Source organism: Rhodococcoides sp. S146-33 (assembly GCF_059489205.1).
In genome coordinates this window covers 277,032-290,598 of record NZ_JCAJWY010000001.1, presented here as the reverse complement: position 1 = coordinate 290,598, position 13,567 = coordinate 277,032, and the positions used below count along the sequence as shown (strand labels likewise).

Here is a 13,567-nt window from a genome sequence, read left to right as displayed (position 1 = left end):
CGTACCTATGCCAGGATCGATTCGCGCACGTAAACCCTGCCCCACTGTTTGTCGACAAGGATGCCCCACATGAAGAAGGCTCGAATCGGTTTTGCCAGTGGACTGTTCGCTGCCGCGGTGATGGCCGTCAGCGCGATGGTTCCTGGAACCGCTGCAGCAGCACCCCTTCCGGTCGTCGGACCCGGCAGTGGGTTCGTCACCACGGGAGGCGTCGACGACCTCACCGCCTGCTCTATCGCGGCCGTGGGATACGACGACGCGGGCCGCCTCGTTGCGCTCACCGCAGGGCACTGCATTCTGCGCACCGGCCTGCCCGTGACGCTCGTCGGATCGCCCGCCGCCCCGGTCGGCACCACGGCCGTCGGGCATTGGGGACCCGACTACGGCGTCATCGTCCTCGATCCCACCAAGGTCACGCCGGTGTCGAGTCTGGGCGGAATCACCGTGACGGACATCGGTATTGGATCGGTGGGACAGCCGGTCTGCAAGAGCGGGCTCGGGAGCGGACTGACGTGCGGCACCATCGTCGACACTCGGGGCAGTGACCTCATGTCCGACGCCGTCACCGTCTGGGCCGACTCCGGAGCCCCACTGGTGGCCGGCACCACGCTGATCGGAATCGCCAGCCATGCCTCGGGCGCTCCGCTGCTCAGTCCCACCGCCTACGCATCGGCGACGGAATCGTTGCGTTTGTTGAGTGCATCGGGTGCGCCGGGTGCGGGCTTCCGGCCGGTGGGAAGCTGATCACCCGGACGGCGTGAGGTGAGCAAGCAAAGCTGCGGAGACATCGTCAGGGCGGGCTGGCGAATCGTCGCCGTGTCCATCGTCGTATTCGTGGCCGCGGCATTCGGGATTAGCTTGCTGGTTACGCCAGTGTACGAATCGCGGGCTCAGATGTTCGTCTCCACGCGAAGTCAGACCTTCAGAGAAGATACGTACAAGGCGGACCTGTTTTCGCAGCAGCGGCTCGTGGCGTATGCGGAACTGGTGAAAGGCAATCTGATCACGTCGAGAGTTGTCGACGAGCTCGCACTCGATCTCAGTCCGGCGGAGCTGGCCCAGAAGGTGACGATGTCGTACTCGGTGGAGAGTGTCGTGTTCGACATCGTCGCCACCGACACCTCTCCCGAGCTCGCGCGAGACATCGCGAACACCACGGCTATCGAACTGAGTTCGGTGGTTGCGGAGCTGGAGGCCCCCGAGGACGGTGAGATTCCCTCGGCGGCCCTCGGGATACGCAACCAGCCCGAAGCCTCGTCTACCCCGATCCGACCGAACACCGCGCAATATCTCACGATCGGTGCTGTAGCGGGATTGTTAGTCGGTGTTGCGTTGGTACTCGCACAACGCCGTTTCGGAAGGAAACGGCCGTAATTCAGCCGATACCGCGAATCTGCGCCTCAGTTCGAGCCTCGGCTTCTGCATATTCGCGTGCAGATGCTTGAAGTTCTCGAGCAAGATCCTTCACATCGGTCGACAGCGTCGAGTCGGCTGCATCCCACGCAGACAGCAGGGCCGAGAACGCTTCGCCTGCTGCGCCCGGCCAACACGCTGTACCCGCCGACATATCGCGTGCCACCACGGCCAGATCGTCGGATGCCATCTCGATCGCGAGGTCGGTTCTACCCGCTGCATCGAGGAGCACCGGCACACTGACGTCCAGACGATCGCCCATCACATTCCTCCCCCGAGGCTGTTGGTGCCTGTCACCACGGTGAACGTAACACCCTGTCGAGAGGGCAGCAGGCTGGTACCTTGACCGCGTGGTTGACATCGGGGGAATCAACGACTGGGACACGGCGGGGCTCGAGCGGCTCGGTAGCTCACTCACCAGCAGAATCAGCACACTGATCGATCTGGGCGATCAGCTCGATCGCCTCGCGCTCATCGACGGCTGGGTGGGGGAGGCAAGTGAGGTGGCCCGTCGGGCATTCGACGCGGTTGTCGATCACCTCACCGACTCTGCCGCGCAAGTCGGAGCGATCAAGCGACTGACCGACGACACCGAAGAGTCCGTCGTGGCGTTGAAGCGTGCGCTCGCCGACGTGTCGTCGCTGGCCTTCGCGAACGACTTCGCCGTGTGCAACGACAACACGCTCTGGGACAGATGGGCTTTCGAGCGACCGCCGAATCAGACCGACGCCGAAGCCGCGGACCGGCAGCGAATGAAAGTCGAACTCCTCGACCGCATCGGCGAAATCGTCAGTCGCGGAACAGAAATCGAGGAGAGCGCAGCCGCAACCATGACCGCGGCCACCCGAAACCTGATCAGCGACAACAACAGTACCGATGTCCGTGAGGCGGCGGGGATCGGTAGCGATCAGGGAGCGATCAAAGCCCCGCAACCGCCGACAGAGGGGCATCCGGCCGCGAACAATCAATGGTGGAATTCGCTCACCGACGATCAACGCGACTACGTACGAGAAGAGCGGCCCTGGTGGATCGGTGACCTCGACGGCATTCCGGCGGCCGATCGGTCGAGCGCCAACCTCGCTCAGTTGAATGTCGACCGAAGCTCCGCCGACGGTCAGGTCAACGAGGCGCAGGCTCGCTTCGACCAGACCGGCAGTGCGATGGACGGAAAGCGGCTGCAACTGGCGCTCGACAAGCAAACGTCGCTCGACGCCGTCGAACGTCTGATGTTCGAGAAGGGAACGGACGGGAGCTTTGTGCTGGGCACGGACGGACAGCGCATTCCGGTTCTGGATCGGCACCTGCTGTCCTTCGACGCCTCGCCGGAACGGACGCTGGCGACCGCTGTCGTTGCGGTCGGAGACGTGGACACCGCGGATCACGTATCCGTCCACACTCCAGGCTTCACGAGCACCGTCCACAACGGGCTCGGTAGCCTGGTGAACGACGCGGCGAACATCCGTGAACTCTCGCAATGGCAACTCGATCACTACAGTCCCGACGCCGCCGGACAGACCGTCGCATCGGTCGCCTACATGGGATACGAGGCCCCGCAGAAGGTCGGGGTGTTGTCCGACGACATGGCTCAGACAGGAGGCAGCAGGCTCGCGTCGTTCCTCGACGGCATCGACGCATCGCGTTCGGACGATCCGCACCTCACCACCGTCGGACATTCCTATGGTTCTCTCACAGCAGGATTCGCGCTGCAGGACGGTACCGGCGTGGACGACGCGGTGTTCATGGGATCGCCCGGTGTCGGCACCGACAACCTGGGTGCGCTGAACATCAGCGGTGACGCGTACACCCTCGCGTCCGGCGGAGACGGTGTCGCGGCCCTGGCGGCCTTCGACGGCGATCCACGCGAGATCGCCGGAGTGCACGATCTGTCCACTCGGGCAACCGACATCGTGATGCCCGACGGCACCGACGTCGCGCTCATGTCCACCGATCGATTCACCGGCCCGATCATCGATCGGATGGGAAGTCACAGCGACTACTACAAGCTGGACACCACGAGTCAGTTCAATCAAGCTGCCGTGATCGCAGGCATTCCCGATGTGGCAGTAGCCCGATGACGCGAACGTCGATCTTGGGCGCAGCGGTACTCGCTGTCGCACTTCTGGGGGGATGCATGAACAACACACCGGAGCCGTACGAGGGAGAGCATCGTCCGCGTGGCAAGGCCGACTCGGAAATCGTTGCCGAGCAGACCGCCGTGCGGTTCGAGGAGTTGAAGCAGCGGGAGGGGCGGCAGAGCACGGTGGAGCCCGCGTTCGAGCGGATGCAGGAAGACATCAAGGCGGCGATCTCGACGCTGGTGCCAGGGCTGGAATGGTCGACCACCCGCACAGGCGGTGAATCACCCTGCGATGAGCCGTATTCCAATACGCCCGGCTTGAATGTGACGCTCGTGCCGTTCAGTTCCGATGCGCCGATCCCGGCCGATCGGTGGCAGGCCGTGCTCGAGGCCGTCAATGCCATCGCCGTCGCCAACGGGTTCGACGGCACCGGCCTGAACAGCGAGAATTCCGAACGTCGTCAGGTGAGTTTCCGCGATCCCGATGGCGGTCGCATTCTCCTCGGCGCGGGGGGACGGACAGCACTGATGATCACCACGGGCTGCTACTTACGGTGATGTGTGAGGCCCGCTACACCCGATCGATCCCTGCCTGATGTGTCGGATCGAAGAGGAACAGGCTGCTGCCGTCCAACCCGTCTCTGCGGTGGATGTTTCCGCGCAATCCGGCTTCGACCAAACGCACTGCGATCTCGTAGATCTCGTAGAGCCGCTCATCGGTGAGGTCGGGCCGAACTGCAAGGTGGATCTCGTCGCCGATGTGCCGCAACACTGCCTGAAAGTTCGGGCTCACTGCGCTGTAGAGCACCTCGCATTGGGCTACCAGCGCGTCGGACATCACGTAGTCGTCCTCCGCACCGAGCAGCGGAGTGACACCGAAATCCTCGAGCAGGTTGATCAGCTGCACTCCACTTCGGCCGGCTGCCGTCGACCGATCCGACAGGACACCCGTTTCCACTTCCTTCGTGGTGAAGATCAGCGTTGCCTCGGCGCTGGGATCGAGTAGACCCAGATCGGCGCGCATCGCCGTCAGCAACAGCGAATGCATTCTTTTGATGTAGGCGTGCTCGCTCTGCATGCGTTCGTAGGCGGGCCCGGCAATTCCGGTTTCGGGTGCCAGGGGAGTCAACACACGGCGATCGATGCCCGTCGACAACTCCAAGGCCAACGGGTGGACGCGTCGACGCGCAACCACCAGAGCTGCGCTGAGAGCCAGGTTCAACTGGTCGTAGGCCTTGTTCAACGCCCGAGTCGCAGCAGCGAGATCGCCCACCGGCGTCGAGATCACCGCTGCCGAGATATCCTCGGCCACAACACGATCGACGTTGGACAGGGCGAAGAGTAGCTCTTGATAACGCGCGGTCACCTGGTCGCGGTTCCACGAGTCGCTCTCGCCCGATTGGCGCACCTGACGATCGACAGCATTGTGCAGTGCCGCCACCTCCCGGGAGATGACGTCCTCGTTCGCACCGACTCGGCGCACGCTCAATGCAGCCCACGCGGCACCGACGGCGGCGATCACCACGACGATCAAGGTCCACAACGCAATTGCGGACACACCCGACTCCGAAGCAGCCAAGACGCTGGTAGTCATCGCTACATCATGCAGGACTGTGTTACTCAACGTCCTTCTTTCGCCGTTCTAACCTGCAGTGCGGTACTCGTCGATGACCTGTGCCGCGATCCGACGCGGGTCGTTGTGGGGCAGCGAATCGATGAGCAATCGTCGTGGATGCGACGCGGGCCCGGTGATCAGGTACTTCTGACCGGGTCGCACGCGGGCTGCTTCCGCGAGAACCTGTTCCGATGGGGAGTCGGGTTCGCGCAGTGCGTCGGCGACGATGCGTCGGGGATCGTACTGACGCACGTCCATCGTTTCCCACTGGCTGCGGCGCAGCGGAACGCCCATCTCGTCCTCCGCTGCACTGCGAGTGGTGTCGACGAACTGTCGAACAGAGTGCACGGCCCGTCCGAGTCGATGGGCGTATCCGGGCAGGCGCGAGGGGCCGAGAACGAAACCGGCGATGATCGCTACCAGGAACAGTTTTTCGAAGGTCAAGCCGAACATGATGTGAGCTCCGGTTTCCGGGTTTTGAGAGCGCGTCTGTCGTGTACTTCGGTGATCGCGAGTGCTGCTCCGAAGAGGGTCGCCATCGGCAACGCGACGAGGAACATGGACAGGACGTCGGCAGCGGGAGTGACCAGCGCACTGAACAGAGCAATGGCGACGACGCTGATCCGCCAGCTGCTGCGCAGTTTGTGTGCGGACAGGATGCCGAGGCAGTTGAGCATCACCAGCACGGCCGGAAGGACGAAGGCGATGCCGGTCGCCAACACGATCTTCATGACGAAATCCACGTAGTACGAGGCGTTGAGGATGGTGCTGTCCTCGTCGGAGGAGAAGCCGGCAAGGACGCTGACCATGCGCGGGAAGATGGTGAACCCGAACATGCAGCCGGCCACGAACAGTGGGACCGCGGCGGCGGAGAAGCCGTAGACGTACTTCTTTTCGCGACGCGTCAAACCGGGGGTGAGGTAGGCGAACAGCTCACGCAACCACACCGGACTCGACACGATCACGCCGGTGAACAGGGCGATCCTCAGTTCGAGATCGAATGCACCCGTAACAGTTTCGAAGTTGAGACTGGCCTGACGCGAGAGGGCGAGTTCCTCGACCGGTGCGCGCAGGATGTCGAGAATCTGGTCGGAGAGTGCGAACCCGACCGCTATGCCGACGAGCAGGGACACCGCCGCGCGGATCGCGCGACGACGTGCCTCGCGCATATGCCCTGCCAGCGGCATGGTGCCCCGCGCGGCGGTGGCCGTGGTCATGACGCGTGTCGGTACGGAACTGTGGCGTCGGCCGTCGTCGATGCTGTCTTGTCCTCGCGCACTTCGTCTTTGAGGATACGCAGCGATTGGCCGACACCCTTGGCGAGCGAGGGAAGCTTGGTCGAGCCGAACACGAGCAGGAGGATGGCGAGAACGATGAGGGCGTGCCATCCAGTGAGGTTGTGCAACATGGTGTTTCCTTCGGTGGTTGGGGTGAGAGAGGTCAGTTGGTCGGAGGGGTGCCGCCGCCCATCGGAGGCTGACCGCCACCTCCGCCGGGTGCTCCGCCGCCTCCTGCAGCGGGTTCGGTGGCGGTGTCGATGGCCACGGCCAACGATCCGACGTAGCCGGATGTGGGGTCGCCCGAGAACGTCCCCATCTCGAGGTCGTAGCCGTCGCCGAATACATTGTCGTTGTCGAGGCTGCCGAGCTGGGCCAGGTTCTTCGCGGAGTTCGGGTAGGTGTCGAGCTGGTATATCGCGTCGAGCACGTCCTGAGGGAACGCAACCTGTGAGGTGGCAATAGCGTTGTCCGCGTTGGTTGCCGATGCCGCGTCGGGATAGACCTCGAAGTGCATGTGGGTCCATCGACCGGAGTAGCAACCGGGGACGATGGTTTCGAATGTGACTGTGCCGTCGGTGTTTGCCGCTTGAATCCCGCGCAGATACGTCTCGTCCTCGACGCCCTCGGAGTACATCGAATACTGGCCGTCGGCATCGCACTGCCACAGGTACACGGCGGCACCCTCGAACGGTCGATTGTCGTTCGCCATGTCGGTGAGTGTGAAGGTGAACGAGAGCGGTGTGCCCTCGACCGTGGTGCCGCCGTCGAGGCTCGAGGTGATATCGCTGCGGACGATCCCCGACTCTTCGAGAACGTTGACGCCGTTGGTGCCGTCGGCCGGGTAGGGCCCGTTGGTCTCCTGGGGGATTTCGCTCGTTGCGCTCGCGGTAGCCGTGGTCGTGGAAGCGGTTGTGCTGGTGATACTTGCGCCGTTCGACGTCGAGGAGCAGGCGGCCAGCGCAACCGCTCCGGCCCCAGCGCCGACGATGCTGAGCACGCGGCGTCGAGTGATCAGGGTGTTGATGTCGAACCCGGCACCCTGATCGACCACCTCCTCGGTGGGGCGATCGAGCAGTCGCCCCTCGTAGGTCGGTCCGGCAGAAGTGTTGGTGGGCTCCGGAATTGGGGTCATGTTCGGATCTCCTCTGAGCTGGCATTGGTTCTTTTCGGTAGTGCCAATACTCTGGGACGTTCCGGTGAGGACCCTGGACTCTCGCTGCGAGGTTCCTGTGAGCCCTGGGGCGTTCGGTTTTACTCTGAGGGGTAGCTAAGGCTAACCTATGGTTTCACCGACAAACAGGACATTCATGACTCATCGCGCAACTACTCGAATCGCTGCCCTGCTCATCGCTGGGGTGGCCGCGTCCATCGCACTCGCAGGCTGCAGCTCCTCCGACGCTGCGGAGACTCCGACCGCGGCGTCGTCTACCGGCTCGTTCCCGCTGACCGTGCAACACATGTACGGCGAGACCACCCTCGACGCCGTGCCCGAACGGGTTGCGACCTGGGGCTTCGGCACCACCGACGCGGTACTCTCGCTCGGCGTCGTACCGGTGGCCATGCCCGCGGCCGAATACGGCGGCGGGGACGATCTGATATACCCGTGGATCTTTGACGCCATCGACGCGAGCGGCGAGACGACACCGGTTCTGCTCGACAACGTCACGAATGCACTGACGGTCGAGAAGGTGCTCGCGGCCGATCCCGATGTGTTGCTGGCCCCGCACTCCGGCCTGACCCAGGCCGAGTACGACGCGGTGACCGACGCCGGAATCCCCGTCGTCGCCCCGCCCGAAGAACTGTGGTCGACGCCGTGGCGCGATGTCATCACTACGACCGGAGATGTTCTGGGCGTTGCGGATCGGGCCCGCGATCTCGTTGCTGATCTCGACCGACAGGTTCAGGAGGCGGGCGATCGACACCCCGAATTCGACGGCCGATCGATCGCCTACGTATCCGAGGCTGCGGACGTGTATTACCTGCTGTTGCCGTCCGATCCGCGAGTGGAGCTGCTCGAGAATCTCGGCTTCGTCTCGCCTGCATCGGTGACCGACCTCGCGACCGACGACGCCACGTACTCGACCACCGTCTCGGCAGAGAACATCTCGAAAATCGACGCCGACGTGGTGTTCACTCAGGTCGACACCGACGATGCTCTGCAGCAATTCATCGATTCACCTGTGTCGCGCCAGATTCCGGCAGTCGCCGCGGGTGCAGTCGCAGGATTCGTCGGCCAGGAAGCCGGAGCTGCAGTGGGCCCGACGGCACTGTCGATTCCGTACTTCCTGCCGACTCTGGTCGACGGACTCGCTGCCGCGGTGAACGCCGCGGGTTGAGTAGTTCGGGCAAAAACAGGCTGTACACGCCCCTCCTGGCACCTCGAGGCGGTCTGAGCGTCGAGCAGTGCTGTCTATCGTGGGAGAGAGCAGGCAACTCGACGTTGTTGCTGCCCGTGTCGTCCGCCGAGGTAACGACAATGTGTACTCCCACCGCGTCGAGAGCAACGTCCATCACGGGCCATGGCGACGGCCGAGCCACCCCGGGACGATGGTGTAGGTCCGAGCTGCATCTGTACCGCGGCGGGCGCTTATGGCGTTCGGTGGAGCACCAATTACTGGCAACCCTGCCTGCAAGTTGGTCCCGGTGCTCTGCACTCATGAGGAGATGGGCAAGTTTTCAGCATCGAGCCAGCGATTGGGTGGTTGGCTTCCTACATTCGACGTAGTGCGCGCTTTCCCTGGCTTTTCAGTACATCGATTTCGCAGCCCGGAGCCGCCGGATCGAAGCCGTGCTCGGTGAGCCAACGCACCCCTCTCAAGCTGCGCATCGACCACCAACCGCGGATGACATCGAGGTCTACATCGGCACCGTAGCCTTGTGCGACGTCGCCGAGATGTTCCGGGTGTCCGAGCGTCAGCGTTGCCAAGTCGTACAACGGATCACCTTGAGCTGCCTCGGGCCAATCGAGTACACCGGAAACATCATCACCGTCGACGAACACGTGGGACACCTGAAGATCCCCGTGTGTGAATACTGGTGTCCGCGAACGCAGCACGATCTCGGCAATCCGTCGGTTGGCCGCAACAACGTCGGCGTCCACCACCCCGTTCGCAGCCAACCAGTCACATTCGCGATCCAATTCCGAAGCGAGTTCGTCGAGGCTACGGCCAGGCCACGGCGGCAACGGCGCATCGTGCAGCAGTCGCACGACGGCACCTGCTGCGACCCACGCTGCGGGTGACGAGGTCGACGGTGTCCCGAGGTGACCGAGCGGCTTTCCCGGCAGCGCAGCCAGGGCGAGCACAGGCGGCTCACGCCACAAGATCGGTGCGGTCGGGACCGGTGCTCGCCGCATCGCGTCGACCTCGAGATCGGTCTTCGACTGATCGCTGTCGATCTTGAGAAACACGTCACCAACGCGCACCGTCGCGCGATCTCGATGCGCGACGACCACTTCGACGTCGATCATCCCGCCGGCGGAAGGTAGAACGTTCCCACTGCCGGAGTAACTTGGTTGGCCATATTGGCGGTCACAACTATCTGCCCTGGTCCCGTGTACACATCTGTCCGGTACCCGTCGTTGGCAGGGACCACGCCCGAGGTGCCCCGCTGCAGATTGAACCAAGTCCATGTCACGCCGTAACCTTGGGCCACGCTGAACGATTCAGGTAGCGATCCAGTTCGGGGCGTCGCTGTAAACAGCTGAAACGGAATGCCTCCGAGATCGAGTATCAGACCAGGAATCTGCATATCCATCGCAGTCTCAGGATTTGCCACCGGCATGTCATCTGCAGAGGCCAAGGCGGATGGGGTTACAGCGAACGCGGTAACGCTGAAAACACCGACAGTGCAAAGCTTTGCGAGGGAGCGACGGACTGAACCTCGAGCGGCGGGGGACATTTCTTTCTCCTCTGCGATTGGCTATCCGACGAGTGTAGGGGCAGTTCGCGACGCTTCTATTCCTAGTCCTTCGTCTGGCCTGATGCCCTAGCCTCGGTCATAGACAACCACGATGACACCGGCGACCCTCGGTTCTTTCCTGACCCAATCCACTGTTTCACTAGAACACGTGGGCAGTGCTATGTCGATCAAGACTGTTGCTCGGCCTTCCTCGCCAGCTCCTCGTACGTCTCCTCGCTGATCGCGGCGAGGCCCGGTACCCAACCGCTGGGGCCGGGCCGGTCGGGCGCTCGCGAACGAAACCTGCGGCGAAGCTGATGGGTTCGTTCTCCAGCCCGACCCATTCCACTCGAATATGTTGCGGGGTCGAATCGACGATCCGTCCCGGGTGGCCCCTGCGCAACACTCTCGGCGTGGCCGACGCACCGTAGATTCCCTCGGCACTGTCCGGTCCCGTGTACACAACTGGTTGGCCGTAGACGGCCTTGCTTTCGGGCAACGCACTCGACTCGAACTCGTTGTTATTGTGTTGGAACATGAGTCGCTATTCCGCGCCACCCAGCAGCTCACTGTGTAATGCAGCTTAGAGATCTTCCCAGCACCGCGCGATCTTTCCATCACCATCGATCCTGTACACGGCTAGCTCTCGGAACTGCACATGTCGGCCCGTCGCGGCGATCTCACCGAGGTGGCGGATTCAGTGGGGGTGTGCCGACAACGTCGTGGCCCGGGTGCAGCACGACTTGGAGTTGGGCCAACGTCGCATCGGTCAAACTGTCGGGTCCCAGATCTATTGCGCATGCCCAGTCGAATGTCTGTGTAGACCATGCTCGGATAGGGGTCGGGTAGTTCCTGCCCGTCCAATTCACGGGGAGCAACCAGTCTTCGCTGGACCGTGCGCGCCGCCATAATCGGCCGGCACCCTTTTCGAAGTAGGCCTCGAAGCTGTCAGGATGTTCGGGATCCCGTCGTACCTCGGTCGGCGTGAAGTCGACCAGTACATTCGCGTGTATCCGCTGCGCGCTGACGTTGTCGTGGAACCATTGCATGTTACGTTTCGATCGTTCGATCGAGCGTGCCCGATCCTCGGCAAACACGTTGCGGGGCATCCTGACCGCGCCGGTCCACGTGAACGTCGAGTCCGGCAATCCATCCGACAGGGCGCAATCGACGTACTCTGCGGTGCCCTCCTCGCCTTCTTGCTTCAACACGGTCCCGGTCTCGATGTCGATCGTCAGCACCATTGGTGAGTCTTTGCTGCCGGTCTTCAATTCCACGGTCCAGCAGTGCCGTCCGATGAATTCGACCTCTTCGATAGGGCGCGTGGGTCTGATGAGGCCTGGCCGCGCCCAGTGCTCGACCGGGCGGGACACGATCAGATCCCGGCCGGGATCCGGTATCCGTGTATTGAGCTCGTTCGTTTCGATCGGATCATCGTGACCGGCTTGAAATACCCAGCACGTGTGGCCATCGGCGATGAACAGTGGTTTCCCTTCGAGGGACTCCATGCGTGTCTTTCGACCGAAACGGAACAGGCGGAGTTCGCCGAGCCCGAAACCCACGTACGACGGAACGATGCCGTAGTGCGCGTCGTAGACGTTTCGTGGACCGGTGTCGGCGTGAGCTGCCCGGGCGATACCCATGACCGGACGCTCCGGGCCGTCGACCATCTTCAGCAGCACTTCTACCCAATGCGTCATACGTACAACACCCCGTCGATGGCGTGCGACCGATCCGGATAGTCGCGAGTGTCTGCTTGATCCATCAATTCCGTTGGGAAATAAAGAGTTACATCGTCGTAACGGTCTTCATGGGACGCAAGGGACCGCGCAGGTGACGGTGAGGATATCTCCGGCCAGGACGCGATTCGATCGATCTGTCCGGAGCCTGGTTCGAGAGATGCTGCAGGAGGCTGGGTTCCGTCGATAACCCACAGTCGGTGGGCAGCGAAACGGATACTTCGAGGGCGCAAGAGTCTGCGCTCGGACGACGGGGCGCTCATGCGCCTTTCTGCTGTGTCATGACCGCGACATTACCCCAACTCGTTCGATAAGTCGTCGATTCATAGGCAGGAAGGCTTGATGGTGGATCTCGGGAGGCAGGACTCTGCGTTAAGTTCGCGTTATGAGTGATATACGACTACACGAGTACCGATTGGAGGAAGGCGTGCCGACGGTCGATCGGTATCTTGCGCTACGAAGCCGCGCGGGACTGTCACCGAAAAATGCCGATCAGGCGCTTGCGGCTTTGTCCGGCAGCTGGTGCGCCTACCGAGTAAGGCATCTGGCCACGGATGAAGTCGTTGCGATGGGGCGGGTGATCGGTGATGGGGGCTGGTATTTCCACATCGTGGACATGGCAGTACTACCCGATCATCAACGGCAGGGCCTGGGAGATGCCGTACTCACTGCATTGCTGCAACACATCGTCGACAGAGCGCCCGCTGGTGCTTTCGCGAATTTGCTTGCCGACGAACCTGGCCGCCGCTTGTACGAACGACACGGTTTCACCTACACGGCCCCGAAGTCCCTGGGCATGGCGAAGATTCTGGGTGACGCGGACGATAGCTCGCAGAAACTTGGTTGACGGGAGTACTCACAAATGTCACAACACGCCACAGCCTCTGCAGGTGCCCCTTGATGCCACGAGAGCGCGAAGATATCGGTCATTACATCCTTGCGGGTTACGTGACCGTCGCGGAAGCTCAACGACTGCAGATGAATTCACCGCACAGGTCGGTGGTTCGGGATCTGCGGGATAACCTTCTCGTTCACCTCAGTGCGTATCCCCTCGGCGAGGCCGGGCCTCGCTCAGGACTCGCAGAATTGCAGGTGTTCGGTTCGGCCATCGAACGCGAGCCTGAGGTCTGGGCGAAAGAAATGGATGACAGGGTCGGTCGGCACATGATTGCCGTCGGGCGGACCGTCACGCGCGAGTCCCGCGAGCAGGCTCGCTGGGACATGTTGTTGCCCTTGGGTTCACCTTCTACTGATTGATGGCAGGCGGCCATCAACGTTTTCACCCGCGTGATCAGTTCGCGGGCCGTGGATGGGTTGATTCATCCTGTTCTCGCTGCAAATTCGATCTGCGGGTGGCCGATTCCCGGACCGTTGAACCAGCCGGATGTACCCGGTATTGCGATGATCGGTACCACCAAGCGACTGTTCGACTCGTGGACGAACGATCGCAGCCGGCGAGACGAGATCGAGCAGGACATGATGGACGCGTTCCATGCTGGGACCTGGTCGTGAGGACTCTTTTCGTACCCTCTTACTAGCGCCG

Annotated in this window: 16 protein-coding genes; 8 read left to right on the top strand and 8 right to left on the bottom strand. The window is 62.5% G+C overall.

Translation table 11 applies throughout. From position 1 onward, the window contains the following. The first annotated feature begins 69 nt into the window (after nucleotides 1-69). Together AC5WEY_RS01470 and AC5WEY_RS01465 are read left to right on the top strand one after the other, a co-directional pair. The gene (locus tag AC5WEY_RS01470) at nucleotides 70-744 is read left to right on the top strand and encodes a chymotrypsin family serine protease (RefSeq protein ID WP_495644394.1); all 675 of its coding nucleotides are present in this window, start codon (nucleotides 70-72) and stop codon (nucleotides 742-744) included. An 18-nt stretch (nucleotides 745-762) separates the two neighbouring features. Further along, on the top strand, nucleotides 763-1,374 hold the full coding sequence (locus tag AC5WEY_RS01465) for a YveK family protein (RefSeq protein ID WP_495644393.1): 612 nt from the start codon (nucleotides 763-765) through the stop codon (nucleotides 1,372-1,374). A gap of 1 nt (nucleotide 1,375) precedes the next feature. On the opposite strand, the gene AC5WEY_RS01460 is transcribed toward AC5WEY_RS01465, so the two are convergent. Continuing rightward, entirely contained in the window at nucleotides 1,376-1,675 is a 300-nt protein-coding gene (locus AC5WEY_RS01460; RefSeq protein WP_495644392.1) for a WXG100 family type VII secretion target, read from the bottom strand. A gap of 88 nt (nucleotides 1,676-1,763) precedes the next feature. On the opposite strand from AC5WEY_RS01460, the gene AC5WEY_RS01455 reads away from it, so the two are divergent. Continuing rightward, entirely contained in the window at nucleotides 1,764-3,488 is a 1,725-nt protein-coding gene (locus AC5WEY_RS01455) for an alpha/beta hydrolase (RefSeq protein WP_495644391.1), read from the top strand. After that, nucleotides 3,485-4,048, top strand: coding sequence for an LppA family lipoprotein (locus tag AC5WEY_RS01450; protein WP_495644390.1), 564 nt, complete (start codon nucleotides 3,485-3,487; stop codon nucleotides 4,046-4,048). The genes AC5WEY_RS01455 and AC5WEY_RS01450 overlap by 4 nt, the downstream gene beginning before the upstream one ends. 13 nt (nucleotides 4,049-4,061) lie before the next feature. On the opposite strand, the gene AC5WEY_RS01445 is transcribed toward AC5WEY_RS01450, so the two are convergent. Genes AC5WEY_RS01445 through AC5WEY_RS01425 form a run of 5 tightly spaced genes read right to left on the bottom strand, consistent with a single transcriptional unit; the run spans nucleotide 4,062 to nucleotide 7,517 of the window. After that, nucleotides 4,062-5,084, bottom strand: coding sequence for a hypothetical protein (locus tag AC5WEY_RS01445; protein WP_495644389.1), 1,023 nt, complete (start codon nucleotides 5,082-5,084; stop codon nucleotides 4,062-4,064). Nucleotides 5,085-5,132: 48 nt separating this feature from the next. After that, nucleotides 5,133-5,558, bottom strand: coding sequence for a twin-arginine translocase TatA/TatE family subunit (locus AC5WEY_RS01440; RefSeq protein WP_495644388.1), 426 nt, complete (start codon nucleotides 5,556-5,558; stop codon nucleotides 5,133-5,135). Next, nucleotides 5,546-6,322, bottom strand: coding sequence for a twin-arginine translocase subunit TatC (gene tatC, locus AC5WEY_RS01435; RefSeq protein ID WP_495644387.1), 777 nt, complete (start codon nucleotides 6,320-6,322; stop codon nucleotides 5,546-5,548). The genes AC5WEY_RS01440 and tatC overlap by 13 nt, the downstream gene beginning before the upstream one ends. Then, nucleotides 6,319-6,513, bottom strand: coding sequence for a twin-arginine translocase TatA/TatE family subunit (locus tag AC5WEY_RS01430; RefSeq protein WP_495644386.1), 195 nt, complete (start codon nucleotides 6,511-6,513; stop codon nucleotides 6,319-6,321). Before AC5WEY_RS01430 ends, tatC begins: the two co-directional genes overlap by 4 nt. Nucleotides 6,514-6,545: 32 nt before the next feature. Continuing rightward, entirely contained in the window at nucleotides 6,546-7,517 is a 972-nt protein-coding gene (locus AC5WEY_RS01425; RefSeq protein WP_495644385.1) for an intradiol ring-cleavage dioxygenase, read from the bottom strand. 175 nt (nucleotides 7,518-7,692) lie between these two features. On the opposite strand from AC5WEY_RS01425, the gene AC5WEY_RS01420 reads away from it, so the two are divergent. Then, complete coding sequence (locus tag AC5WEY_RS01420; RefSeq protein ID WP_495644384.1) at nucleotides 7,693-8,721, top strand: ABC transporter substrate-binding protein; 1,029 nt, start codon at nucleotides 7,693-7,695, stop codon at nucleotides 8,719-8,721. A gap of 374 nt (nucleotides 8,722-9,095) precedes the next feature. On the opposite strand, the gene AC5WEY_RS01415 is transcribed toward AC5WEY_RS01420, so the two are convergent. Both AC5WEY_RS01415 and AC5WEY_RS01410 read right to left on the bottom strand, forming a co-directional pair. Further along, entirely contained in the window at nucleotides 9,096-9,854 is a 759-nt protein-coding gene (locus AC5WEY_RS01415) for a phosphotransferase family protein (protein ID WP_495644383.1), read from the bottom strand. Between the two features lie 1,111 nt (nucleotides 9,855-10,965). Further along, nucleotides 10,966-11,985: a hypothetical protein gene (locus AC5WEY_RS01410; RefSeq protein WP_495644382.1), complete on the bottom strand. Its 1,020-nt coding sequence runs from the start codon at nucleotides 11,983-11,985 to the stop codon at nucleotides 10,966-10,968. 424 nt (nucleotides 11,986-12,409) lie between these two features. On the opposite strand from AC5WEY_RS01410, the gene AC5WEY_RS01405 reads away from it, so the two are divergent. The 3 genes from AC5WEY_RS01405 to AC5WEY_RS01395 are packed head-to-tail and all read left to right on the top strand — an operon-like array spanning nucleotide 12,410 to nucleotide 13,536. Next, nucleotides 12,410-12,871 (top strand): GNAT family N-acetyltransferase, encoded by a 462-nt coding sequence (locus AC5WEY_RS01405; RefSeq protein ID WP_495644381.1) that lies wholly within the window; start codon nucleotides 12,410-12,412, stop codon nucleotides 12,869-12,871. 53 nt (nucleotides 12,872-12,924) lie between these two features. Next, nucleotides 12,925-13,281 carry a hypothetical protein gene (locus tag AC5WEY_RS01400; protein WP_495644380.1) on the top strand — a complete coding sequence of 119 codons (357 nt, stop codon included), beginning with the start codon at nucleotides 12,925-12,927 and terminating at the stop codon, nucleotides 13,279-13,281. Between the two features lie 30 nt (nucleotides 13,282-13,311). Further along, nucleotides 13,312-13,536 carry a hypothetical protein gene (locus AC5WEY_RS01395; protein WP_495644379.1) on the top strand — a complete coding sequence of 75 codons (225 nt, stop codon included), beginning with the start codon at nucleotides 13,312-13,314 and terminating at the stop codon, nucleotides 13,534-13,536. Nucleotides 13,537-13,567 lie beyond the last annotated feature (31 nt).

What these genes read in the sequence shown, in the direction of transcription:
- AC5WEY_RS01400 (WP_495644380.1), top strand. Translation starts at nt 12,925, where the DNA reads ATGCCACGAGAGCGCGAAGATATCGGTCATTACATCCTTGCGGGTTAC.
- AC5WEY_RS01430 (WP_495644386.1), bottom strand. Translation starts at nt 6,513, where the DNA reads ATGTTGCACAACCTCACTGGATGGCACGCCCTCATCGTTCTCGCCATC.
- AC5WEY_RS01450 (WP_495644390.1), top strand. Translation starts at nt 3,485, where the DNA reads ATGACGCGAACGTCGATCTTGGGCGCAGCGGTACTCGCTGTCGCACTT.
- AC5WEY_RS01460 (WP_495644392.1), bottom strand. Translation starts at nt 1,675, where the DNA reads ATGGGCGATCGTCTGGACGTCAGTGTGCCGGTGCTCCTCGATGCAGCG.
- AC5WEY_RS01470 (WP_495644394.1), top strand. Translation starts at nt 70, where the DNA reads ATGAAGAAGGCTCGAATCGGTTTTGCCAGTGGACTGTTCGCTGCCGCG.
- AC5WEY_RS01420 (WP_495644384.1), top strand. Translation starts at nt 7,693, where the DNA reads ATGACTCATCGCGCAACTACTCGAATCGCTGCCCTGCTCATCGCTGGG.
- tatC (WP_495644387.1), bottom strand. Translation starts at nt 6,322, where the DNA reads ATGACCACGGCCACCGCCGCGCGGGGCACCATGCCGCTGGCAGGGCAT.
- AC5WEY_RS01410 (WP_495644382.1), bottom strand. Translation starts at nt 11,985, where the DNA reads ATGACGCATTGGGTAGAAGTGCTGCTGAAGATGGTCGACGGCCCGGAG.
- AC5WEY_RS01415 (WP_495644383.1), bottom strand. Translation starts at nt 9,854, where the DNA reads ATGATCGACGTCGAAGTGGTCGTCGCGCATCGAGATCGCGCGACGGTG.
- AC5WEY_RS01445 (WP_495644389.1), bottom strand. Translation starts at nt 5,084, where the DNA reads ATGACTACCAGCGTCTTGGCTGCTTCGGAGTCGGGTGTGTCCGCAATT.
- AC5WEY_RS01440 (WP_495644388.1), bottom strand. Translation starts at nt 5,558, where the DNA reads ATGTTCGGCTTGACCTTCGAAAAACTGTTCCTGGTAGCGATCATCGCC.
- AC5WEY_RS01405 (WP_495644381.1), top strand. Translation starts at nt 12,410, where the DNA reads ATGAGTGATATACGACTACACGAGTACCGATTGGAGGAAGGCGTGCCG.
- AC5WEY_RS01425 (WP_495644385.1), bottom strand. Translation starts at nt 7,517, where the DNA reads ATGACCCCAATTCCGGAGCCCACCAACACTTCTGCCGGACCGACCTAC.